The 21,335-nt window shown below is 45.5% G+C and carries 19 protein-coding genes; 16 read left to right on the forward strand and 3 right to left on the reverse strand.

Features of this window, described 5'->3' with window-relative positions; translation table 11 throughout:
- The first annotated feature begins 5 nt into the window (after window positions 1–5).
- From RDN79_RS06645 to RDN79_RS06690, 10 genes are all read left to right on the forward strand, one after another.
- The gene (locus RDN79_RS06645) at window positions 6–875 is read left to right on the forward strand and encodes a DUF58 domain-containing protein (RefSeq protein ID WP_298552494.1); all 870 of its coding nucleotides are present in this window, start codon (window positions 6–8) and stop codon (window positions 873–875) included.
- Between the two features lie 9 nt (window positions 876–884).
- Window positions 885–1,991 carry a hypothetical protein gene (locus RDN79_RS06650; RefSeq protein WP_298552496.1) on the forward strand — a complete coding sequence of 369 codons (1,107 nt, stop codon included), beginning with the start codon at window positions 885–887 and terminating at the stop codon, window positions 1,989–1,991.
- 1 nt (window position 1,992) lies between these two features.
- A complete protein-coding gene (locus RDN79_RS06655) occupies window positions 1,993–2,979 on the forward strand; it encodes a VWA domain-containing protein (RefSeq protein ID WP_298552498.1) in 987 nt (328 codons plus the stop codon).
- A 13-nt stretch (window positions 2,980–2,992) separates the two neighbouring features.
- Window positions 2,993–4,012 carry a VWA domain-containing protein gene (locus RDN79_RS06660; protein WP_298552501.1) on the forward strand — a complete coding sequence of 340 codons (1,020 nt, stop codon included), beginning with the start codon at window positions 2,993–2,995 and terminating at the stop codon, window positions 4,010–4,012.
- Between the two features lie 13 nt (window positions 4,013–4,025).
- Window positions 4,026–4,778, forward strand: a complete 753-nt coding sequence (locus tag RDN79_RS06665; RefSeq protein WP_298552579.1) for a tetratricopeptide repeat protein — start codon at window positions 4,026–4,028, stop codon at window positions 4,776–4,778.
- A 49-nt stretch (window positions 4,779–4,827) separates the two neighbouring features.
- The gene (locus RDN79_RS06670) at window positions 4,828–6,657 is read left to right on the forward strand and encodes a BatD family protein (protein ID WP_298552503.1); all 1,830 of its coding nucleotides are present in this window, start codon (window positions 4,828–4,830) and stop codon (window positions 6,655–6,657) included.
- A 4-nt stretch (window positions 6,658–6,661) separates the two neighbouring features.
- Complete coding sequence (locus RDN79_RS06675; RefSeq protein WP_298552505.1) at window positions 6,662–7,429, forward strand: tetratricopeptide repeat protein; 768 nt, start codon at window positions 6,662–6,664, stop codon at window positions 7,427–7,429.
- A 68-nt stretch (window positions 7,430–7,497) separates the two neighbouring features.
- Window positions 7,498–8,190, forward strand: coding sequence for a phosphatase PAP2 family protein (locus tag RDN79_RS06680; RefSeq protein ID WP_298552507.1), 693 nt, complete (start codon window positions 7,498–7,500; stop codon window positions 8,188–8,190).
- Window positions 8,191–8,305: 115 nt separating this feature from the next.
- On the forward strand, window positions 8,306–8,581 hold the full coding sequence (locus tag RDN79_RS06685; RefSeq protein WP_298552509.1) for a DNA-binding protein: 276 nt from the start codon (window positions 8,306–8,308) through the stop codon (window positions 8,579–8,581).
- A gap of 115 nt (window positions 8,582–8,696) precedes the next feature.
- Entirely contained in the window at window positions 8,697–9,812 is a 1,116-nt protein-coding gene (locus tag RDN79_RS06690) for a universal stress protein (protein WP_298552511.1), read from the forward strand.
- 127 nt (window positions 9,813–9,939) lie between these two features.
- Here the strand turns inward: RDN79_RS06690 and RDN79_RS06695 are convergent, their stop codons facing one another.
- The 3 genes from RDN79_RS06695 to RDN79_RS06705 form a co-directional block, all read right to left on the reverse strand.
- Window positions 9,940–11,646 (reverse strand): PAS domain-containing sensor histidine kinase, encoded by a 1,707-nt coding sequence (locus RDN79_RS06695; protein WP_298552513.1) that lies wholly within the window; start codon window positions 11,644–11,646, stop codon window positions 9,940–9,942.
- A 155-nt stretch (window positions 11,647–11,801) separates the two neighbouring features.
- A complete protein-coding gene (locus RDN79_RS06700; RefSeq protein ID WP_298552515.1) occupies window positions 11,802–12,587 on the reverse strand; it encodes a DUF4469 domain-containing protein in 786 nt (261 codons plus the stop codon).
- Between the two features lie 357 nt (window positions 12,588–12,944).
- Window positions 12,945–14,150, reverse strand: coding sequence for a glycosyltransferase family 2 protein (locus RDN79_RS06705; protein ID WP_374044494.1), 1,206 nt, complete (start codon window positions 14,148–14,150; stop codon window positions 12,945–12,947).
- Between the two features lie 277 nt (window positions 14,151–14,427).
- On the opposite strand from RDN79_RS06705, the gene RDN79_RS06710 reads away from it, so the two are divergent.
- Genes RDN79_RS06710 through RDN79_RS06735 form a run of 6 tightly spaced genes read left to right on the forward strand, consistent with a single transcriptional unit; the run spans window position 14,428 to window position 21,335 of the window.
- A complete protein-coding gene (locus tag RDN79_RS06710) occupies window positions 14,428–15,366 on the forward strand; it encodes a UDP-glucuronic acid decarboxylase family protein (RefSeq protein ID WP_298552520.1) in 939 nt (312 codons plus the stop codon).
- Between the two features lie 10 nt (window positions 15,367–15,376).
- Entirely contained in the window at window positions 15,377–16,561 is a 1,185-nt protein-coding gene (locus RDN79_RS06715) for a glycosyltransferase (RefSeq protein WP_298552522.1), read from the forward strand.
- Window position 16,562: 1 nt separating this feature from the next.
- Window positions 16,563–18,347 (forward strand): asparagine synthetase B family protein, encoded by a 1,785-nt coding sequence (locus RDN79_RS06720; RefSeq protein WP_298552523.1) that lies wholly within the window; start codon window positions 16,563–16,565, stop codon window positions 18,345–18,347.
- Window positions 18,348–18,373: 26 nt separating this feature from the next.
- Complete coding sequence (locus tag RDN79_RS06725; protein ID WP_298552525.1) at window positions 18,374–19,411, forward strand: glycosyltransferase family 2 protein; 1,038 nt, start codon at window positions 18,374–18,376, stop codon at window positions 19,409–19,411.
- The gene (locus tag RDN79_RS06730; RefSeq protein ID WP_298552527.1) at window positions 19,393–20,466 is read left to right on the forward strand and encodes a glycosyltransferase family 2 protein; all 1,074 of its coding nucleotides are present in this window, start codon (window positions 19,393–19,395) and stop codon (window positions 20,464–20,466) included. Before RDN79_RS06725 ends, RDN79_RS06730 begins: the two co-directional genes overlap by 19 nt.
- Window positions 20,463–21,335 (forward strand): glycosyltransferase family 2 protein, encoded by an 873-nt coding sequence (locus tag RDN79_RS06735; RefSeq protein WP_298552529.1) that lies wholly within the window; start codon window positions 20,463–20,465, stop codon window positions 21,333–21,335. The genes RDN79_RS06730 and RDN79_RS06735 overlap by 4 nt, the downstream gene beginning before the upstream one ends.

A 21,335-nucleotide genomic window follows, 5' to 3' on the forward strand; every position in this document is an offset into this window, starting at 1 on the left:
GAAAAATGGAAACAAGTGAACTATTAAAGAAGGTTCGACGGATTGAGATAAAGACGCGCGGCTTGTCACGCAATATCTTTGCCGGGCAATACCATTCGGCGTTCAAAGGGCGCGGTATGGCGTTCAGCGAAGTGCGCGAGTATCAATACGGAGACGATATCCGCGATATCGACTGGAACGTGACCGCCCGTTACGTCCGCCCATACGTGAAGGTGTTCGAAGAAGAACGGGAGTTGACGGTGATGTTGCTGATCGATGTGTCGGGCAGCAGGGACTTCGGTTCCGTGAATGTAATGAAGAAAGAAATCATTACGGAGATCGCGGCGACACTGGCCTTCTCGGCTATCCAGAACAACGACAAGATCGGCGTGGTGTTCTTCTCCGACAAGATAGAGAAATTTATTCCTCCTCAGAAAGGGAAGAAACATATCTTGTATATCATTCGCGAACTGATCGACTTCCAGCCGGATGAAAAGCAGACCAATATCGCACAGGCATTGAAATATCTGACCAATGCGATCAAGAAGCGCTGTACGGCTTTCCTGATCTCCGACTTTATCGACAAGGACGGGTTCAAGGATGCCTTGACCATCGCCAACCGCAAGCATGACGTGGTGGCCATACAGGTGTACGACCGCCGCGAGACGGAACTGCCGGCTGTCGGGTTGATGAAGATCAAGGATGCGGAGACGGGACAGGAACGCTGGATAGACAGCTCGTCCGCCCGTGTACGGGCCGCCTATAAGGAGTGGTGGGACCGCCGGCAGGCTGCTATGAGCGATTCGTTCAAGAAGTGCCGCGTCGATTCGGTTTCCGTCCGTACGGAAGATGATTATGTGAAAGCATTGATTGCTCTTTTTGACAAACGTAATTAAAGCAAACAAATGAAATTAATAAAGAAAAGCATTCTGTTACTTGCACTTGCCGGTGGAACATTCCTGTCTGGCGGGAAAGCGTATGCGCAGCAGACGCTCGTTGACGTCCGTGTCGACTCTGCCGCCATACTGATCGGAGAGCAGACTGTTTTACATTTGACGGTAACGACAGACAAAGATAAAGCCGTCCGGCTCGTCATTCCGCGCGACACGTTGATGGCAGGAGTGGAGGTGCTGGAAATCCCGAAAGCGGACTCCACCTTGATCGAAAACGACCGCCTGCTGATCAAGCAGGACTTGCTGGTGACCTCTTTCGACTCTTCCCTTTATCTGTTGCCTCCGTTTATGGTGATCGACGGGCCGGATACCGTTTACTCCAACCAGGTGGCCTTGAAGGTGTCGACAGTTCCTGTCAATGCCGACAAACCGGAGGAGTTTTACGATATCAAAAGCGTCTGGAAGCCGCCTTTTGTATTGGCCGATTACTATCCCTGGATATTCGGCGTGTTGCTGACTCTGTTCCTGATTTGTGTGGTTGCCTACGTGATCAAACGTATGCGTAATCGTCAATCCATCCTGCCGTTCAAGAAGCCGGAACCGAAACTTCCGCCTCACGAGCAGGCGATCAAGGAACTCGACGAGATCAAGCAGCAGAAGCTCTGGCAACAGGGGCGCAGCAAGGAGTATTATACATTGATTACAGATACGTTGCGCCGCTATATCGTGGACCGCTTCGGCATCAGTGCGATGGAAATGACTTCCGGAGAGATACTCGATATCATCCGTAAGCAGCAGGAGGCGACTTCTGTCTATGAAAGCCTGAAACAGATCATGCAACTGGCCGATTTCGTGAAGTTCGCGAAGATGAATCCGCTGCCTGATGAGAACGACTTGAGCTTGATGAACGCTTATCTGTTCATCAACCAGACGAAGGTGGAAACCGTTGCCGAACCGGAACAGGATGTCCCGTCCGGGCAAGACGCAATCCATCGTCTCGACGAGACGCAGCGCGTCATCTCGCCTGAACGTAACGCATCTTCTCGCCTGAACGGCGGGCACCGTCTCGACGAGACGCAAACTGATACAATAAACGATTCAAATAGAAGTAAAGAATAAGATGATATTTGCAAATCCTACATATCTGTATTTGTTATTGTTGCTGATCCCGATGATCGGATGGTACGTCTACAAACTGAGCAAGAATCAGGCAAGTTTGCAGGTATCGTCTACGGAAGGTTTCGATGCTCCGGGAGCAAGCTCTTGGAAAGTCTGGCTCCGGCATGTCCCCTTCATCTTGCGTATGGCGGCGGTAGCTGTCCTGATCGTGATATTGGCGCGTCCGCAGTCGACTAACAGTTGGCAGAATTCCTCGACGGAAGGTATCGACATCGTGCTGGCAATGGATATCTCGACCAGTATGATGGCGCAGGACTTGAAACCGAACCGCTTGGAAGCATCCAAAGATGTGGCGTCCTCTTTCATCAACGGCCGTCCGAACGATAATATCGGTTTGGTCGTGTTCGCGGCAGAGAGTTTCACGCAATGTCCTTTGACAACCGACCATACGGTTCTGCTGAACCTCTTCAAGGATGTCCAGCCGGGCATTATCCAGGATGGGACGGCGATCGGTCTGGGGTTGGCGAATGCCGTCAGCCGTATAAAGGACAGCCAGGCCAAGTCGAAGGTAATTATCCTGTTGACGGATGGTGTGAATAACCAGGGCGAGATCGCTCCGGTGACGGCCGCCGAGATAGCCAAGACGTTCGGGGTCCGTGTTTATACGATCGGCGTCGGAACGCAGGGCAAGGCGCCTTATCCGTTCCAGACAGCTTTCGGTGTCCAGTATATGGATGTCGACGTGGAGATCGACGAACCGACTCTGAAACAGATTGCTGCTACGACCGGCGGACAGTATTTCCGTGCGACGGATAATGCCAGCCTGAAAGAGATCTATTCGGAAATCGACAAGATGGAGAAGACGAAGATCAGCGTCCAGGAATACAGTAAAAAACAGGAAGAGTACAAGAATTGGGCGATTCTGCTGTTCTCGCTTTTGCTGGTCGAGATATTATTGAGAAATACATTGTTAAGAAATATACCGTAAATATAAAAGGCTTATGTTTCGTTTTGCACATCCGGACTTTTTATACTTGCTCTTTCTGCTTCCCGTACTGGTTGCATTCTATGTGTATGCAATCATCTTGAAGAAGAAGGCGATAAAGAAATATGGTAATCCCGAATTGTTGGCAGAGTTGATGCCGGAGGTATCTCCCAAGCGCCAGCATCTGAAGTTTTGGCTGTTGTTCGGAGCCATTACGATGGTTATCATAGTTATGGCCGGGCCGCAGTTCGGTTCCAAACTGGAGACAGTGAAGCGTCAGGGCGTGGAGATCATGGTCTGTCTGGACGTATCCAATTCGATGTTGGCGGAAGATGTTTCGCCCGATCGTCTGTCCAAGGCCAAACAGATGTTGTCTAAGTTGACTGACGGTTTTTCAAATGATAAGGTCGGACTGATCGTATTCGCAGGAGATGCTTTCACGCAACTTCCCATCACTTCCGATTATGTCTCGGCCAAGATGTTTCTTTCGTCCATCAACCCGTCGATGGTCTCGACGCAAGGTACGGCTATCGGCGCTGCCATCAACCTAGCGGTGCGTTCCTTTACGCCGAGCGAGACATCGGACAAAGCGATTATCCTGATTACCGATGGTGAGAACCACGAAGACGATGCCGTGAAAGCCGCCGCTGCCGCCGCAGAAAAAGGCATTCATGTGAACATTGTCGGCATGGGTGATCCGAAAGGTTCTCCGATCCCTGTGGACGGTAGCAACAACTACATGAAGGACAAGGAAGGAAATGTGGTGATCACGAAACTGAATGAAGAGATGTGCCAGGAGATTGCGGCTGCCGGTCATGGGACGTATGTCCGTGCCGACAACACCAATTCTGCGCTTCGTGCACTTCAGAAAGAGATCGATAAAATGAATAAATCGGAACTGGACAGCAAAGTCTATTCGGAATATGACGAACGTTTCCAGACATTTGCCTGGATTGCATTGATTCTGCTTTTGGTGGACTTCATGACGCTGGACCGCAAGAACCGTATATTCAGAAAAGTAAAATTATTCTCTTAATGCTATGGACAAGATGAAACGTATGCGAAAATCGATTATATGGATGGCGGCATTCATGTTCTGCAGTGGAGTTGTGTTTGCCCAGAAAGCGGAACGTAAGAATGTGCGGGAGGGGAATAAACTTTATGAGACGGAGAAGTTTACCGAGGCGGAAATCGCCTACCGGAAAAGCTTGGAAGTGAATCCGCGTTCATCCGAAGGAACTTATAATTTGGGGAACGCCCTGTATAAGCAGAAGAAATTTCCTGAAGCAGCCGAGCAGTACCAGTTGATAGCCGGACAGGGAGAGAAGATGATCGAAACTCCCGAAGGCAAAGCCCGCTTGGCGGAAATTTATCATAATGTCGGAAATATTGGCATGCAGAATAAAGAGTATGCCAAAAGTGTCGAAGCTTACAAACAATCTTTGCGGCTGAACCCGAAAGACGATGAAACCCGTTATAATTTGGCTTTGGCACAAAAATTGTTGCAGGATCAGCAGAATCAGCAAAATGAAGATCAGAATCAGGATCAGAACGAGGACAAGAAGGAAGATCAGGATAAACAGGATCAACAGCAGCAGAATCAGGACCAGCAACAACAGCAGGATGACAAGAAGCAGGATAAGACACAAGAGCAACAACCGCAGCAGCAAGAACAGATGAGCAAGGACAACGCTCAGCAGATGTTGGATGCCTTCCTGCAGGATGAAAAGGACACTCAGGAGAAGGTGAAGAAAGCGCAGGCTCAGCAGCAACAGCGCCGTCGCACGGATAAGGAGTGGTAGTTGAAAATTAAGAATTAAGAAGTAAGAATTAAAAAATAAGGATTGAGGAATGAGGAAATTAGTTTTCTTATTTGTTCTCTTTGCAACTTTCGGAGTGGTAGCCGGAGCGACGGATGTGACGTTCAAGGCTTCTGCTCCGGAAGCTGTCGTTATGGGAGAAACTTTCAGATTGTCGTACACGGTGAATGCGGAAGGTAAGGATATACGTGTACCGGAAATTCCGGACTTCGAGGTATTGATCGGGCCGTCTACTTCCACAAATATGAGTACCCAGATTATTAACGGTAAAATGACCACCGAAACGTCATTGACGTTTACCTATATCCTCCAACCGAAGAAAGAGGGTACTTTCAACATCGCGCCGGCAACAATCAAGGTCAAAGGCGCCAATTACACATCTAACGCATTGGTTGTAAAAGTACTTCCTCCCGATAAGGCGGAAGAGGCTTCGGCGCAGGGCGGGGGAAATGCTTCTGCTTCTTCGGCTGTTGGCAAGAATGATCTTTTCATAACTGCCAATATTTCTAAGAAGAATGTCTATGAACAGGAAGGATTTCTGATTACCTATAAATTGTATGCGAATCCAAGAAAGGCAAATGTGGTCGGTATTAATCAAGTAAAATTGCCGGAGTTTGAAGGGTTTTTGACTCAAGAAGTTGAATTGCCTCAAAATCGGCAGTTGACATTGGAAAACTACAATGGGACGAACTATGGAACGATTATCATCAAACAAGCAGTGCTTTTTCCGCAGCGTTCCGGCAAAATAACGATACCGAGCGGTAGTCTGGATGTCGCTATGCGTGTCCAGGTCCAGTCGCAAAGACCGAGAAGCGTTTTCGATTTCTTTGAAGATGCCGGATATGTGGATGTAAATAGAACAGTTCCTATTTCTCCTGTCAGTATTGAAGTAAAACCGTTGCCTTCCGGTAAACCAGCCTCGTTCTCGGGTGCAGTCGGAAACTATTCGATGACATCCAGTATCAGTTCGAATAATGTAAAGACAGATGATGCGGTTACGATAAAAGTAACTATTTCCGGCAATGGGAACATCAAGTTGATAAAGAACCCGGAAGTTGTCTTCCCGAACGATTTCGACGTGTACGATCCGAAAGTGGAGGTAGACATCAAGACTACCACGGCTGGATCTTCCGGTACGAAGACGATCGAATACATGGCCATCCCGCGTTATGCAGGCGATTTTGAAATTCCGGCTATCGCATTCTCTTATTTCGACACGAAGACCGATTCTTATAAGACGATTACATCCGAACCCTACAAGTTGCACGTAGAGCAGGGCAAGGGGGGGGGAACATCTCCTGTCGTTTCTAACTTCAGCAACAAGGAAAGCGTTAAGTACTTAGGCAAGGATATCCGCTACCTGAAAGTGAACGATATCCATTTTGTTCCGAATAATGAACTGTTCTTCGGTTCGTTCATGTACTATATGTGTTATTTGATCCCGTCAATACTGTTCGTAGTCTTTTTCTTCATCTACCGCAAGCAAGTGAAAGAGAATTCCAACTTGGCATTGGTGCGTACGAAGAAAGCCAATAAGATGGCTGTAAGACGTCTGAAAAATGCCGGCAAGTTGATGAAGGAAAACAAGAAAGAAGAATTCTATGACGAAGTGCTTCGCGCCTTGTGGGGCTACCTGAGCGACAAACTGAGCATCCCGCAGGCCAACCTGACAAAGGATAATGTCGAAACGGAACTGGCGAAATACGGTGTGGACGACGCTTTGATCAAAGAATTTATGGATATCCTGAACACGTGCGAGTTTGCCCGCTATGCTCCGGCACAGGCTTCGGATGCGATGGATAAGTTATATGAACTGACAGTGGATGCCATTGGCAAAATGGAAAATACAATTAAAAAGTAACGCGATGAAGATGAATATAAATATGAAAAAGATCGTATTCTTCCTCCTGGTTCAATTCGTTGCCTTAGGTGCATTTGCTCAGGAGGCGGTGATCAAAGAAGCGGAAGCTGCCTATACGAAAGAAGACTATGGCAAGGCTATCGAACTCTACGAAGGGCTTCTGAAAACGCATGGCGAATCGGCCGAGATTTACTATAACTTAGGGAATGCCTATTATAAGGAGAACAAGATTGCTCCTGCCATCCTGAATTACGAGCGGGCTTTGTTGCTGGATCCGGGAGACGGGGATATCCGTTTCAACTTGCAGCTGGCACGTCAGAAGTCAGTCGATAAGATCGAGCCGGTGGGCGATTTCTTCCTCCACCGTTGGTTCGACAAGGTTCAGAACATGGGGGCTGCCGATTCGTGGGCGCAGACCGGTATCGTTTGCTTTATCCTGTTCATCGGATGCCTGATCCTGTTCTTCTTCTCCAAATGGATCCATTTGAAAAAGATCGGGTTTTATCTGGGACTGGTATTCCTGGTGTTGGTCATCTTTGCCAATATCTTTGCCGGTAACCAGAAGGACGAGCTGGTAAACCGGAAGAGCGCCATCGTGTTTGCTCCGACAGTGACAGTGAAAAGTTCTCCCGATGCAAGCGGAACCGACTTGTTTATTCTGCATGAAGGAACAAAAGTTTCCATCAAAAGCAAGTTGGGAGACTGGAATGAAATAGAAATGGAAGATGGAAATGTCGGATGGATGCCGAGCAAAGACATGGAAATCATTTAAAATTTATGATTTATGATTTATCATCGACGCATAAATCATAAATTGTAAATCACAAATCTCCTTTTTCAATGGTTGAAAAAATACTGATTTACGAACGCGACGCGTTCTTTGCGCTTAACGGCAGCGACTCTGCTTTTCTGGATCGTTTTATGTGGATTTTCACAGGAAAGGCAGTTTGGCTGCCGTTGGCCTTTCTGATCCTGCTGGTCCTGATCTATAAAAAAAACTGGCGCGAATCCTTTCTGATCCTGTTGGCGATCGTATTGGTCGTTACGTTGTGCGACCAGTTTGCTTCCCATATCTGTAAGCCTATCTTTACCCGTTTCCGCCCGACTCATCATCCTGATTTTATGGATCAGGTGAAAACGGTCTTCGGATACCGGGGAGGACTTTACGGATTTATCTCCAGCCATGCTGCGAACGCTTTCGGCTTCGCAACCCTTATGGCATTGATTATGCGGGATAAGCTGTTCGGTTGGACGATCTTTCTCTGGGCGGCCCTTACCGCTTATACGCGGGTTTATCTCGGAGTCCATTTCATTTCGGATATCGTGCCGGGTGCCATTTCGGGCGTGTTCTTCGGCTACCTGGTTTATAAGCTCTATTCTTTCAGCCGTTCAAAGCTATTGCCTGCGGCAGCGAACAACCGGGAACCGCTATATTCGAAGAAACGTATCCGTCTCATAGTCTATGCGATATATGTGACGATCCTGATTATTGTCATTTTTAATGTACCGCTTGCGGCTTGCCTGCACAAGTGATACATGTCGTAAAGCATAATTATTTACACGAAATAATTTTGTTGCTGTAATTTATAATGACTAAGTTAGTGGCACGAAATAAAACAAAGTAATTAACCTTCAAAATAAGGAAGCCATGACAAGAACTATTACATTTAATGAACTTCGCAGACTGAAAGACAGCCTGCCTGACGGAAGTACTCACCGTATTGCTGATGAACTGGGAATCTCTGTTGAAACGGTTCGCAACTACTTCGGCGGGCATAATTTTAAAGATGGCAAAAGTTGTGGAATACATATTGAACCGGGACCTGACGGAGGTCTGGTAGTATTGGACGATACCACAATATTCGAACGTGCTTTGCAGATACTTGCTGAAAACGAAGAAGTATCGGAAGCACAGCAAGCGTAAAGAAATTCATTCTCACAAAGAAATCCCATAGCTGAATCTAAAAAGACGCTGTGGGATTTTTTTTTACTCAACATTCAGTGATTTCCGATTGTTTAACTCATAAAAACACACGAGTATGGAAGATAAATTAGTAACGTTAGCGATTCACACGTTCGAGAAAGCTCAGATTCTCAAGACGATGCTTGAAACAGAGGGGATTGAAGTCTACATACATAATGTAAACCAAATCCAACCGGTAGTTTCGGCTGGTGTACGTGTGCGAATTAAAGAAAGCGATCTGCCTCATGCCTTGCGTATCATCGAAGACAGCAAATGGCTCAGCGAAGATGCCGGACAAGAGGAAAAAGCCGGTCCGCAGGAAAAGAAGATATTGATACCGATAGACTTTTCCGACTACTCTATCAAAGCGTGTGAATTGGGAATCAACTATGCCCATAAAGTCGGAGCCGAAGTGATGATCATGCACGCTTATTTCAGTCCCTATTTCCCGTCCGCCATTCCGATGGGCGACACGCTGGCTTACCAGGTGAACGAGGAAGAGACGGCACAGAATGTCCTGAAGCGTGTCCAGATCGATATGGAAAACATCTGTACGTTGATCAGCCGCAAGATACACTCTGGCGAACTTCCCAAAGTGAAATACAATTATGTGCTCCGCGAAGGTTTGCCGGAAGAAGAGATCATCGCTTACAGCAAGGAATACCATCCGTCGTTGATCGTGATGGGGACTCGTGGAAAGAGCCAGAAAGACATGGATCTGATCGGCAGCGTCACGGGTGAAGTGATCGAGGTGAATAAGGTGCCCGTCCTGGCCATTCCTGAAAACGTGCCGTTTGATGATTTGGGCGAAGCCAAGAATATAGCCTTTGCCACTTCCTTCAACCAGCGCGACCTGGTGGCGTTCGATGAGTTTATGGAGATCATCAAACCGTACGATGTGCACATCCACCTGTTCAATATCTCGACAAGCAAAGACGAGTGGAATGAAATCCGCCTGACCGGAGTCAACGAGTATTTCAAGAAGCAGTATCCGGAGGCCCATATCACCCATACGGTGCTGGCCGATGGCGACCTGCTGCTGGCGATCGAAAAGTTTGTGCGGGACGAACATATCGATGTGATAGCGCTCAGCACCTATCGCCGGAATATCCTGGCACGCATGTTCAACCCCTCTATCGCCCGTAAGATGCTGTTCCACACCGACACACCGTTGCTGGTGATGCATGCTTGAGGCATAGTGATCTGAAGCAGGCCTGATTTGAGAGGTGTTCAGACACCTTGATCATGATCTTTTAGGCACGGATTACACATCTGTGCCTAAATTATGGCTATTGGTGAACAGGATTTTGTTTTGAGAATTATTCCGTTTCCGGATGCGTGACGGGGAGCGTACACCAGAACGTCGATCCTTTCCCCAGTTCCGATTCCGCTCCGATCTTGCCTCCCAAGTTCTGTATGATCAGCTCACAGATCGAAAGTCCCAGGCCGGTCCCTTGTACGAAGGCATCGAATTTGGCGAAACGTTCGAACACGTGCGGAAGGTCTTTTTTATCGATGCCTTTTCCGGTATCGGTCACGAAGAAATAAACTTCTTTTTCATCCACTTCATATCCGGCCGTTATGGAACCTTCGGAGGTGTATTTGCAAGCATTGCTGATGAAATTGGACAGGACTTGTATCAGCCGGTTTTTTTCGGTATGCAGGATGAACGGTTCTCGGGGCAGCTCTAAAGATAGATGAACTCCTTCCTTTATTTTGAAGCGGAAGGTATATGCCAGGTTCTGGAAGATGTCGCTGAGATTGACGTCCGAATACTTGAAATCCATCTGTCCGGATTCGATCTTCGACATATCCAGAATATCATTGATCAAGTGGAGGAGCAGGTCGTTATTTCCCTGTATGATCCGGCTGAATTCGGCCCTTTCTTCTTTGTTTTCTGTTTCGGCCATGAGCGAGGAGAAACCGACGATGGCATTGAGGGGAGTCCGTATTTCATGGCTCATATTGGCAAGGAAAGCGCTTTTGAGGCGGTTCGACTCTTCGGCTTTTTCGCGCAGGCGGATTAGTTCCTCGTTATGTTTCTGTTCTGTGATGTCATGCTTGAGGCCGATGATGTGGGTGACTTGCCCTTCCTCGTTTTTCCGGTAAACGACACCTTGCATTTCAAACCATTTGTATTCGTTCCGGAGTTCTGACCTTGTTCGTATTTGTATGATCATCAGTTGGCTGTTCCCATAAACCATATCGTCAATTCCATCGATCAGGAGGTCGCGGTCGGAAGGATGTATAAAATGCAGGAGTTCATCGATCCGTATCGAGCTGCGGGAAGCATAATATTGTTGTGCGAAATTATCGCTTACGTTAAATACCTGCTTTGCGGCATCATATTCCCAAGGCATGATCTTGACGGCATTGAAGATAAAATCCAGCATTTGCTGGTTCTTTTCAAAATCTTGTTTCTGTTTCATTTCCTCGGAGATGTTGTGCTCCGTCCCGATGATATGGCCGATTTTCCCGGTCTCGTCTTGCAGGCCGATGGCATGTACGTCATACCAGTTTTCTTCTTCTTTGAAATTGAGGCGGAAGATTCCGCTGACCCTTTCTTGCTGGGCGGAGATTAATTTGTCGAAAAAGTCATCATATTTTTTGCGGTCTTTCGGATGTATCCGGTCTTTCATCTCTTTTTTCGTCATACCTTTTTCAGGGATCGTGGCACGGTGCAATGATCTGAATCTGTCTTTTTTGACATTGTAGCGCCATACGGACATATAGCCGGCATCGAGTGCGATGGCCAGTTCGGTACGAATCTTACGCAGTTCTTTTTTGTGCCGACGTTCTTTCATTATATACAGGACGAGAAGGAAGGTCGTGAAACTGATCCCGGCAATTTCAAAAGGGTAAACCTCTAAAAACGACGGGCGTTCGGTGTATTCGCCGGTACCTGTGGTGTGTGCTTCCTGTTTGTGCCTGCTGAATATGGAACCGTTGGCAAGCATTGCATGGAATACGAAGATCAGAAGAAAGAAAACCCTATACTTATTCGTTTTATATGCAGAAATAGCCATGATCTTATTGTTATTGATTAATGTGTAACTGTGTTTTGAGGGTAAAGCTATAGTGGCGCGTTCCGGCGCCTTCTAAGGCGCTGTACAGCGCCGCCTGTGTTGGTCGACAGCGCCTTCTAAGGCGCTGAACGGCGCCTTAGAAGGCGCCGGGGATTTTATAACTCTCCGGGGCGTTCATCTTCTCCTCCCCCGTTGCCAACTGTCAGTTGGTAGGGATAACGGTTACGACGTACTTCTTTCAGCAAACTGCCCTTTTTGCCGCCCGAAAAGCGTGTCGCTACTTCTAAGTAATAAGTGCCATCGGCCAATTGCGGGATAAGCATTGAGAAGTTTGACGGATCGTTGCGGGAGAGGGAAGTTTTGGAAACGGCTGTTTCTGCCTTCGTTTCGGTGTTGACGAAAAAGAATCCGACGGGATCGCTTTCTTCGCCGTCAATCTTGGTACGTTCGCCTTTGCCGTTGAGAAGGCCGCCGGGAGTCAGTTTGTCATTAATCGTGCCACTGGTGATATCTGTAATCTCCTTGATCGTTGGCAGGTTGACTGCAATCTCGCCGATAATGACGCTGATCTTTTTCAGATCTTCCTTGATTTCCGCCCGGACAGAGGTGCGGAGCGTGACGCTGTTGACTGCTGGATCGAACGACGGTCTGGTGCCGATGAGCGGACCGTCGACGCCGATCGAGTTGTTGGTAAAACCGAATTCGACGGTAGAAGAGGAGTAGACTTCTTCCTTGGCTGTCTCGAATAAATCCATATACATCGACTCGTATTGGGCGGCAGTGTATTTGCTGCCCTTGTTGGCGGTCAATTTACAAATGTCTTTGATGGAGCGGTTTGCAAGGTATGTGACGTTGAAATTGTAGTCGTCATCACGTTCGGTTAGCATCAGAGGAGTCAGTGTGCCGGTAATGCTGTGCATCTTGGGATCTTTTTCTGCCATAATAGAATTGCGTTATTGAGTTCTTGATGGACTATGGTATTACTGAAATAATTGAAAAAACAAGTTCCCGGAACCGCCTGCAGACTATGTTTTGTGCAAAGATGTTAACCGGCCGTTTCTGTTTAGTATAAAATTAGGTTATCGTTTCAGGTCTGAAATACCGAAATAGGACAATTATTCGGGTCTCCGGGATAAGGGGATAAAAAAGAAATTATGCGATAGATTTTAATTTTAAAGGGAGATTGAGCTATTGTAAGTGGAAAACATTTATCTTTGTCCTCATTAATAACCTGAGTCCATCAAGAACTAACGTATTTGTTTATAATGTAATATTGTTTTTATCTGTCCTATTTTTAATTAAAGTGTGGACGGACCTCTTTTAGCCTTGCTCCAGGCTCCGTTCCCTTTGTTCCGGTTCAGGTAGAAGAACCCACGGATTACATTCAGGTTCATGAAGATGAAATAGTAAGGGACGAACAACAGTTTGTTTCTCAGGTTCCGTCGCTCCAGCCGGTAGCCTGCATAAGCGGAGACGTAAAACAAGAGTTGCAGGATGAGTGTCCCTATATAGAAAGGGCTTCCCGACAGGGCGAGGACGAGGTTAACCGGCAGCAGCAGGAAAAGCATCAACGGTGTAAGCGTCCAACGCAACACGCGATGGCTGACATACTGGAAACTGAGCGTGCCGTAGCGGAAAATGTTGAACAAGCTTTTCAGGCGCCAGACCGATTGCAGGCCGCCGGCTGCTATCCGTATCTTCCGTTTCTCTTCTTCTTTCATGTTCAGGGAGGCAGTTTCGGTGGCGTATGCTTTCTTGCAATAGGCTATCTTATAACCTAGGGCGGCAATGCGGAGGGAAAGGATAAAGTCGTCTAACAGGGTGTCCGGCGGCATTTGTTCGAACAGGCGGCTCCGGATGGCGAACAGTTCGCCTGCCGCACCGACAGCCGAATAAAGGCGGTCGTCCAAATCTTTCAAGGCAGACTCGTATTTCCAATAAAGGCCTTCCCCGGCTGTCGCTCCCTGGGCGGACTGGGTATCGACCCTTTTTTCGCCTGCCACGCAGCCGACTTCAGGGTCCGAAAAACAACGGACGATCTCTTTAATGGCATCCGCATTGAGCATCGTGTTGGCATCCGTAAAAACGACATAGGGCGTCGAGACGTATTGCATTCCCCGGTTCAGGGCTGCCGTTTTGCCCCGGCGTTCGGGGCTGAACAGGACGGTAGCGTCTTTGTACTCTGCCAGCTTCTCATTCGTATGGTCGTCCGACCCGTCTGTCACCCAAACGATATGTAGTTTGCCGGCCGGATAGGAGAGGCTCCGGCAGTTTTCCATCTTTTTGCCGATAATGTCTTCTTCATTGTAGGCGGCGATGAAAAGCGTGACGTCCGGCAATGGTTCGGGCAGGACAAGCGCCGCTTTCTTGCCGAACAGTTCTTTTATGCGGACCAGGGCATAGAGCAAAATGCCATATCCTATATAAGTATAGAAGACAATGAACAATCCGAACCAGAATAAAAAGACAAAAAGAGGAGATATGTGTTCCATGGTGTTTTGCATAAATTATATTACAAACTGCGCAAATGTAATTATTTTTTCTTTCCTCCTCTCTAAATGCCTTGCTGATATTTGAAAAATGCCGCGCTCTTTCATCTATGATTCCTTTTCCTTACTCGGATCGGAGGTATTTCTGGAAAACAAGAGGGAGGGCAAATGAGAGAACTGTAATAAAAAAGCTATAATAATCAAGATACTTCTGGAATTGTCAAAAAATAAATTATTACATTTGCCCGTTGTTAGGCTTTTAAATTAAATAAACAAATACTAAGGGTAAAACATGAAATCGATATTGGTGACTGGCGGAGCAGGATTTATAGGATCTCATTTGTGCAAGCGGCTGTTGAAGGAAGGAAACAGGGTAACCTGTCTGGATAACTATTTTACAGGTTCCGAAAGCATTGTCCGAGAACTGCTTGCAGAGCCTAATTTCCAGATGGTCGAGCATGATGTCACAATCCCGTATCACACGGCATCGGCTATTGACGAGATCTACAATCTGGCCTGTCCGGCTTCTCCGATCCATTACCAGTATGATCCGATCAAGACGATCAAGACTTCTATCTTAGGCGCGATGAACATGCTTGAATTGGCCGAGGCGCATGATGCCCGGATTCTTCAGGCTTCCACGAGCGAAGTGTATGGCGACCCGTTTATCCATCCGCAGCCGGAGAGCTACTGGGGAAATGTGAATACGGTCGGTGTCCGCAGTTGCTATGACGAGGGGAAAAGAGCATCCGAAACGCTTTTCATGGATTACCACCGGCAGAAAAAGCTGAAGATAAAGATCATCCGTATCTTTAACACCTATGGTCCGAATATGGCGGTCAATGACGGCCGTGTCGTTTCTAATTTTATAGTCCAGGCGTTGCGGAACGAGAATATCACGGTCTATGGCGATGGCCGGCAAACCCGCAGTTTCCAGTATGTGGATGACCTGGTGGAAGGTATGGCCCGCATGATGGCAACAGAGGATAGTTTCACGGGGCCTGTCAACCTCGGTAATCCCAAAGAATTTACGATGCTCGAGCTGGCGCAGCATATCATCCGTCTCACGGGTTCCCGTTCGGAGATCGTTTTCCGCCCTTTGCCGTCCGACGATCCGAAACAGCGGAAGCCCGACATCACGCTTGCCAGGGAGAAACTCGGCGGATGGACCCCGTCCGTGCCACTTGAAGAGGGACTGAAAAGGACTATCCGGTATTTTCAAAGTTTGTAGAGGGAAGGATATGATAATGCTGCTGAAGGTATTGGAGATCATACTGTTTGTCTGTTTCTCCGTCAACATACTTTATTTATTTGTTTTCAGCCTGGCTTCTTTGCGTAGAAGGCGGAAGGAAAGAGGGAGGGGAAGTGTGCCTTTCCGCCGGATTGCCATATTGATACCTGCTTATAAGGAGGACCGGGTGATTATGGAATGTGTGGAGTCCTGTCTGCAACAGGATTATCCGCGTGACCTGTATGATATCGTCGTCATTTCCGATCAGATGAATCCCGAAACGAACGGGAGGCTGGCCGCATTGCCAGTTACCCTGGAAATCGTCCGTTTCGAAAACAGTACGAAGGCGAAAGCGCTGAATTTGGCGATGAGCCGCTTAACGGGCTATGATCTTGCTTTGATCTTGGATGCGGATAACACCATAGGCCCCGGCTATCTTCGCCAAATCAATGCGGTTCCTTTCACCGGGGACATCGTCGGCTACCAGACGCACCGGACAGCCAAGAATAAGAACACGAGCCTTGCTTACCTCGATGCCGTAAGCGAAGAGATCAATAACAGTATTTTCCGGCAAGGGCACGTGAATGTAGGGTTGTCGGCTGCCCTGATCGGTTCGGGTATGGTCTTTGATTTCGAATTGATAAAGAAGGTGTTGTCCGATATACATGCGATCGGCGGTTTCGACCGTGCCTTGGAACTTACGTTGTTTAAAGCCGGTAAACGCATCGATTATTTGTCGGATGCTTTTGTTTTGGATGAGAAGGTGCAGAACCGCCGGGACTTTGCCCGCCAACGCAGGCGTTGGCTGTCGGCCCAAATTCATTACCTGCAGGAGTTCATTGGCGATGTGCCGGATGCCTTGTTGAGCAGGAATTGGAATTTTTGTGATAAGTTGTTCCAGCAGATGAGCATTCCCCGTTTGCTCCTGTTGGGTGAAACGTTTACGATAGCTTTGGTCATTACATGTATTTCCTGGCCGGTCTCTCTGAAATGGTGGGGCTTATTCTGCTTGCTGGTAGTTTCTTTGTTACTGGCTGTCCCAAAGAGGTTATATACAAGGCAACTACTTGTCGCCGTCATGGAATTGCCGGAGACATTTTTCAGCATGTTCCTGAATCTTTTCCGCTTGAAGGGGGCTAACAAGAGGTTTATCCATACGGAACATGGGGTAAGATTAAAAAAGAAAGAATATTGATATGTTTGTCGGATATTGGAATAAAGAGGGGGAACTACCGGAGATGCAACAGGTTGAACTGGAAGAAGGGATGGCCTATAAGGCAAATTGCCAGTTTTGCCGACGGGATAGTGTGCGTATTTGGTTTTTCGGTGAGCTATATAATAAAAAGGAATTAGGATATGGCTCGGTAGACGATGCGGAAACATTTTTTGCCATATATGACCGGAAAGGAGTTCGGGAACTTGCCTCTTTAGATGGGGCTTTTACCTGTGTCGTGAAAACTCCAGATTCGGTATCGATCGTTCGCGACCGGCATGGCTTGGCCGACCAAGTGTATTATACGGACAGGTATTTTGCCTCTTCTCTTTCTCTTTTGAAATCAACAAAGGGGTTCGAATCTACGCCTGATTACCAAGCATTGAGTACTTTCTTGTCGATCGGTTATATCTCAACTCCTTTATCTGCCTTTTCAAATGTGCGGAAATTAGGTGCTGGCGAAGTCTTAACATACAGAGACGGGCATATTGGATCTATCTCTTTGTATCCAACGGATGTCGTAATTCCGGTTCCATCCGGAGAAAAGACATTGGATGAGTATGCCGAAGAATATGCCGCATTACATGCCGGGGCAATAAAAAAGCGTATCGGTAAAAGTATGAATGTCGGTATTCTTTTGAGTGGTGGATATGATTCCGGGTGTAATCTGGCTGCACTACGTTCTTTATATAATGGAGATATCCGTTCTTATTCAATCGGATTTAAGGGCGATAATTGGACGGAATTGCCTTTGGCACGATGTATGTCTGAAACATTCCGGACAATTCATACCGAATATGAAATAGACGGAAGTGAGATAGAAGCTCTCCCGGATCTGGTTGAACAGTTGGGAGATCCTTTTGTGGAAGGCGGATTAATGGTGAACTATGCTGTTATGCGTCTGATAGGACAGGATAAGCCGGATGTGATATTGGGGGGAGATGGCAGTGATCAATATTTCGGAACTTCCGGGCGCGAGATTGCCTTACATTATCTGATATCCCGCTGTGGAATGAAGCCTGCCGTGAATCTTTTATATAAGGTGCTCAACCGGCCTGCCTTTGATAAAGATGCAAGCCTTTACCGGATACGTTTCTACTTGGATAAGATATTGCATATTTTGGAAGGGGATTTGTTTGGCTTTCCTGCGTTTCAGTTGGAGAAATTGCTCAAAGACCATTCTTTTCTTCATTCTTCTCCGCAATCGCATCCAGATACGCATAGTTTCGAGTATTTATATACTCAACATGCCTATAAGACTGATGTAGAAAAAATTATTAATCAGGTTATTTTGTTTAAGGCTTCTAAAATTGCTGATATGTTCGGCAACCATCTGGTATTTCCATATATGGATCTGGATTTATATACGTTCCTGATGCAATTGCCGGTTCGCTATAAATGTAAAGGAGATAGTGTCTTTCGAATAGCCAAAGGGGAAGCTACGGCTAAATATTTATTGAAATATTATTATAAATCTATGCTTCCGGAGATAATTACCGCAAAGAAAAAGCAAGGGGGATTTGCTCCTATGCCGATCTTTTTCAAGGATGACAAACAGCGTGCGCGGATTGCTGACTATATCCTTAGCTCTTCTCTTGTTTTCGATTTCTTGAATAGGGGCTATGTGGAGAAGTTTATCGCTTCATACGACAGGGAATCGCATGAAGTTGGTAATTGGTTTTGGTATAAGCAGAATAGAGCTATACAGTATTTTAATTTGCTGGCTTTGTCTGTCTGGTGGGAAAAGTTTGTTAAACGGGGCAATTAATTTTTCTAATCTTATTTGATCTAAAGATGAAAGTTTCTATAATCATACCTGTTTATAATGTCTCCAAATATGTCGAGCGTTGCTTAAGATCCGCTCTCGACCAGACTTGGAAAGATCTGGAGATTATCCTGGTCGATGACTGTACCCCTGATGATTCGATGGATATTATCTTGAGTGTATTAGAGACTTCCTCCCGAAGTGATATTGTTACTATTCTGAAACATGAGAAAAACAGAGGCCTTTCGGCTGCTCGTAATACCGGTATCCAACAGGCTGCTGGCGATTATCTTTACTTTCTGGACAGTGACGACTATTTACCAGCAAATAGCATCGAACTGTTGGCGAATGCGGCGATCCAGTATGATGTTGACTTTGTAATCGGCAATTATGAAATAATAGGTTCACCTCGTTGGGCTCCTCCTTTGTTGCTGGGTACATGTTTGTTAGCTAATAACAAGGAGATATTATCCGCTTATTCTAAAGATAAATGGTATGTTATGGCTTGGAATAAGTTGGTAAGGAAATCATTTGTAAACGATAATACCCTTTTTTTTCAAGAAGGGATTATACATGAAGATGATCTCTGGTCTTTTATGTTGGCTTGCAAAGCCCGGAAGGCTTATTGTGTGAATCAGACGACTTATTATTATACGATTCAGGCAAATTCCATAATGGGTAAGCCGTCAATACGTACCCTTGAATGCAGGGTGAAAATAGTTGGATATTTATATGATTACATAAATTTGTATCCGGAATTAAAAGAGAACCCTCATGTTTATATATTGTTTGAGTCTTTAAAAGTCAAATATTTTGATAGGATCCTTTATTTTTCAAAAGATAAAGATTTTCAATATGTTGCGTATGTCTTATTCCGTACGCTAACTTATATTTCTCCCATAAAAGCATTATTCGTTTTTAATCCTGGCGTTAAACTTTGCTTTTGTAATATTCATAAGCTACTTCCTGAAAAAACGGGCTTTGTATATTTTAAAGCATTTGTATATATGTCGTATAAGTTATTAATAGTATCTATAAAACTAAGACAATGGAGCGGTCGGGAATAAATGGGACACAAAGGTGTAAGATTTCAGTTATCGTACCTGTATATAAAGCAGAGGAGACTCTGTCTAAATGTATAAGCAGCATTTTAGAACAGTCTTTTCCAGATTTCGAATTGTTATTAATAAATGATGGGAGTCCAGATGATTCAGGCCTTATTTGTGAAGACTGGGGCGGTAAAGACAAACGAATCCGTGTTTTTCATCAACTAAATACCGGTGTTAGTGCTGCCCGTAATAAGGGATTAGTTGAAGCTACCGGCCAGTATGTTTGCTTTGTGGATTCGGACGATTGGATAAAAACTGATTATTTGAAAGATTTATATGATGCCTTATTATCAGATAATAGTAAGTCTGGGTTAATCATACATGGCTTTGCCGAATGTTCTCTTGATGGCCGGGTAATTTCGGAAACCAAATTGCAAGATAAAATCTTGTATGAAAAACAATTTGCCGAAGCCTTTATTCAGGATGATATATGCAGATTAGGGTATATATGCTCTAAATTGTACCGGAAAGATTTGCTTGATAAGTATGATATTACTTTTAATACAGAAGTCGCATGTTGTGAAGATTTACTCTTTATGCTGGAATATTTGCTGCATTGCGACTATATTGTATATGGAAAAAGCATTCATTATATTTATATCAAATATGACAGATCGTTGTCCATTCGAGTAAATCCTTTTGAATCGGAATACATCTGTTTATTACAATATATGTCATTAGCTGAACGGATCAAGCATAAGTATGATTTATCTTCCGAAGAGATGGAGGCGGTTTATCGTTCTTTGATGATTTGCTTTCGCAGAGCTTTGAAAACCGACTATCAACCCGGCAATCCCGTTTTCAGAAAAGAAAGGCTTATGCATTTGAAAAAATTAGTAGATACACGTCAGGAAGTGATACGCTTCTATTATCGTCCGGTATATAAAATAGACCAGTTCGGAAAATATCTATTATTACATCGTATGTTTTATTTATACGATTTATTGATAACAACTGTTTTTGCTTTAGGCATACGATCTGTTTTTTTAGGTCCTAAAAAGGAGGCTTTATGATAAACTATTCAATTATAATACCCCATAAGAATATCCCGGTTCTATTACAGCGTTGTCTGGATTCCATTCCGAAGCGTGAGGATATACAGATTATTGTTGTAGATGATAATAGTGACCCGGAAATTGTCGATTTTGACCGGTTCCCTGGAAATGAAGATGAACGCTTGGAAATAATCTTTACGAAAGAGGGGAAAGGGGCCGGGTATGCTCGGAATGTAGGGTTAAAGAAAGCAAGAGGACGTTGGTTGTTGTTTGCTGATGCGGATGATTTCTTTTCGAACCGCTTTTTATCTCTGGTAGATTTGTATAAAGATGCAGATGCGGATATCATTTTTTTTGATTCGGATGGGGTACATTCCGATACGTTGAAACCTGTAGGTCCCCGTATTGCATCTATGAAACGATATGTACTGGAAAAAAATGAAGAGGGGCTTCGTTACGAATACCCGGTTCCTTGGGGGAAAATGTTTGACCGTTCTTTTGTCATGTTACATGGTTTTACTTTTGACGAAACAACGGTTGCGAATGATGTCATGTTCTCCCTTTATACTGGCTATTGTGCACAAAAAATAAATGTTTGTCCTGAAATTCTGTATTATTCTACGGAGAGGGATAATTCTTTATGGCATGGCGCAACCTTCGATTCCCTGTTGACCCGAATTGCCGTCGCTTGCCGGTATAATCGATTTTTGAGAAAACATGGATTGATCAATCGACATCGTTTTTATGTATATGGTTTCGTACATTCTTGTAGGGCATTTGGTGTTTGCGTTTATCTGAAAGCGTTGATTCTGTATTTCAGAAATGAACAGATAAAATATATTTGTGTGGATTTTTTACGATTAATAAAGGTGAAAATAAAGAAGTGA

Source organism: uncultured Parabacteroides sp. (assembly GCF_902493135.1).
In the GTDB taxonomy this organism is placed as follows: domain Bacteria; phylum Bacteroidota; class Bacteroidia; order Bacteroidales; family Tannerellaceae; genus Parabacteroides.

Bases quoted from the DNA above. Each gene is read 5' to 3' on its own strand.
- RDN79_RS06645 (WP_298552494.1), top strand. From the start codon at position 6: ATGGAAACAAGTGAACTATTAAAGAAGGTTCGACGGATTGAGATAAAG.
- RDN79_RS06650 (WP_298552496.1), top strand. From the start codon at position 885: ATGAAATTAATAAAGAAAAGCATTCTGTTACTTGCACTTGCCGGTGGA.
- RDN79_RS06655 (WP_298552498.1), top strand. From the start codon at position 1,993: ATGATATTTGCAAATCCTACATATCTGTATTTGTTATTGTTGCTGATC.
- RDN79_RS06660 (WP_298552501.1), top strand. From the start codon at position 2,993: ATGTTTCGTTTTGCACATCCGGACTTTTTATACTTGCTCTTTCTGCTT.
- RDN79_RS06665 (WP_298552579.1), top strand. From the start codon at position 4,026: ATGAAACGTATGCGAAAATCGATTATATGGATGGCGGCATTCATGTTC.
- RDN79_RS06670 (WP_298552503.1), top strand. From the start codon at position 4,828: ATGAGGAAATTAGTTTTCTTATTTGTTCTCTTTGCAACTTTCGGAGTG.
- RDN79_RS06675 (WP_298552505.1), top strand. From the start codon at position 6,662: ATGAAGATGAATATAAATATGAAAAAGATCGTATTCTTCCTCCTGGTT.
- RDN79_RS06680 (WP_298552507.1), top strand. From the start codon at position 7,498: ATGGTTGAAAAAATACTGATTTACGAACGCGACGCGTTCTTTGCGCTT.
- RDN79_RS06685 (WP_298552509.1), top strand. From the start codon at position 8,306: ATGACAAGAACTATTACATTTAATGAACTTCGCAGACTGAAAGACAGC.
- RDN79_RS06690 (WP_298552511.1), top strand. From the start codon at position 8,697: ATGGAAGATAAATTAGTAACGTTAGCGATTCACACGTTCGAGAAAGCT.
- RDN79_RS06695 (WP_298552513.1), bottom strand. From the start codon at position 11,646: ATGGCTATTTCTGCATATAAAACGAATAAGTATAGGGTTTTCTTTCTT.
- RDN79_RS06700 (WP_298552515.1), bottom strand. From the start codon at position 12,587: ATGGCAGAAAAAGATCCCAAGATGCACAGCATTACCGGCACACTGACT.
- RDN79_RS06705 (WP_374044494.1), bottom strand. From the start codon at position 14,150: ATGCAAAACACCATGGAACACATATCTCCTCTTTTTGTCTTTTTATTC.
- RDN79_RS06710 (WP_298552520.1), top strand. From the start codon at position 14,428: ATGAAATCGATATTGGTGACTGGCGGAGCAGGATTTATAGGATCTCAT.
- RDN79_RS06715 (WP_298552522.1), top strand. From the start codon at position 15,377: ATGATAATGCTGCTGAAGGTATTGGAGATCATACTGTTTGTCTGTTTC.
- RDN79_RS06720 (WP_298552523.1), top strand. From the start codon at position 16,563: ATGTTTGTCGGATATTGGAATAAAGAGGGGGAACTACCGGAGATGCAA.
- RDN79_RS06725 (WP_298552525.1), top strand. From the start codon at position 18,374: ATGAAAGTTTCTATAATCATACCTGTTTATAATGTCTCCAAATATGTC.
- RDN79_RS06730 (WP_298552527.1), top strand. From the start codon at position 19,393: ATGGAGCGGTCGGGAATAAATGGGACACAAAGGTGTAAGATTTCAGTT.
- RDN79_RS06735 (WP_298552529.1), top strand. From the start codon at position 20,463: ATGATAAACTATTCAATTATAATACCCCATAAGAATATCCCGGTTCTA.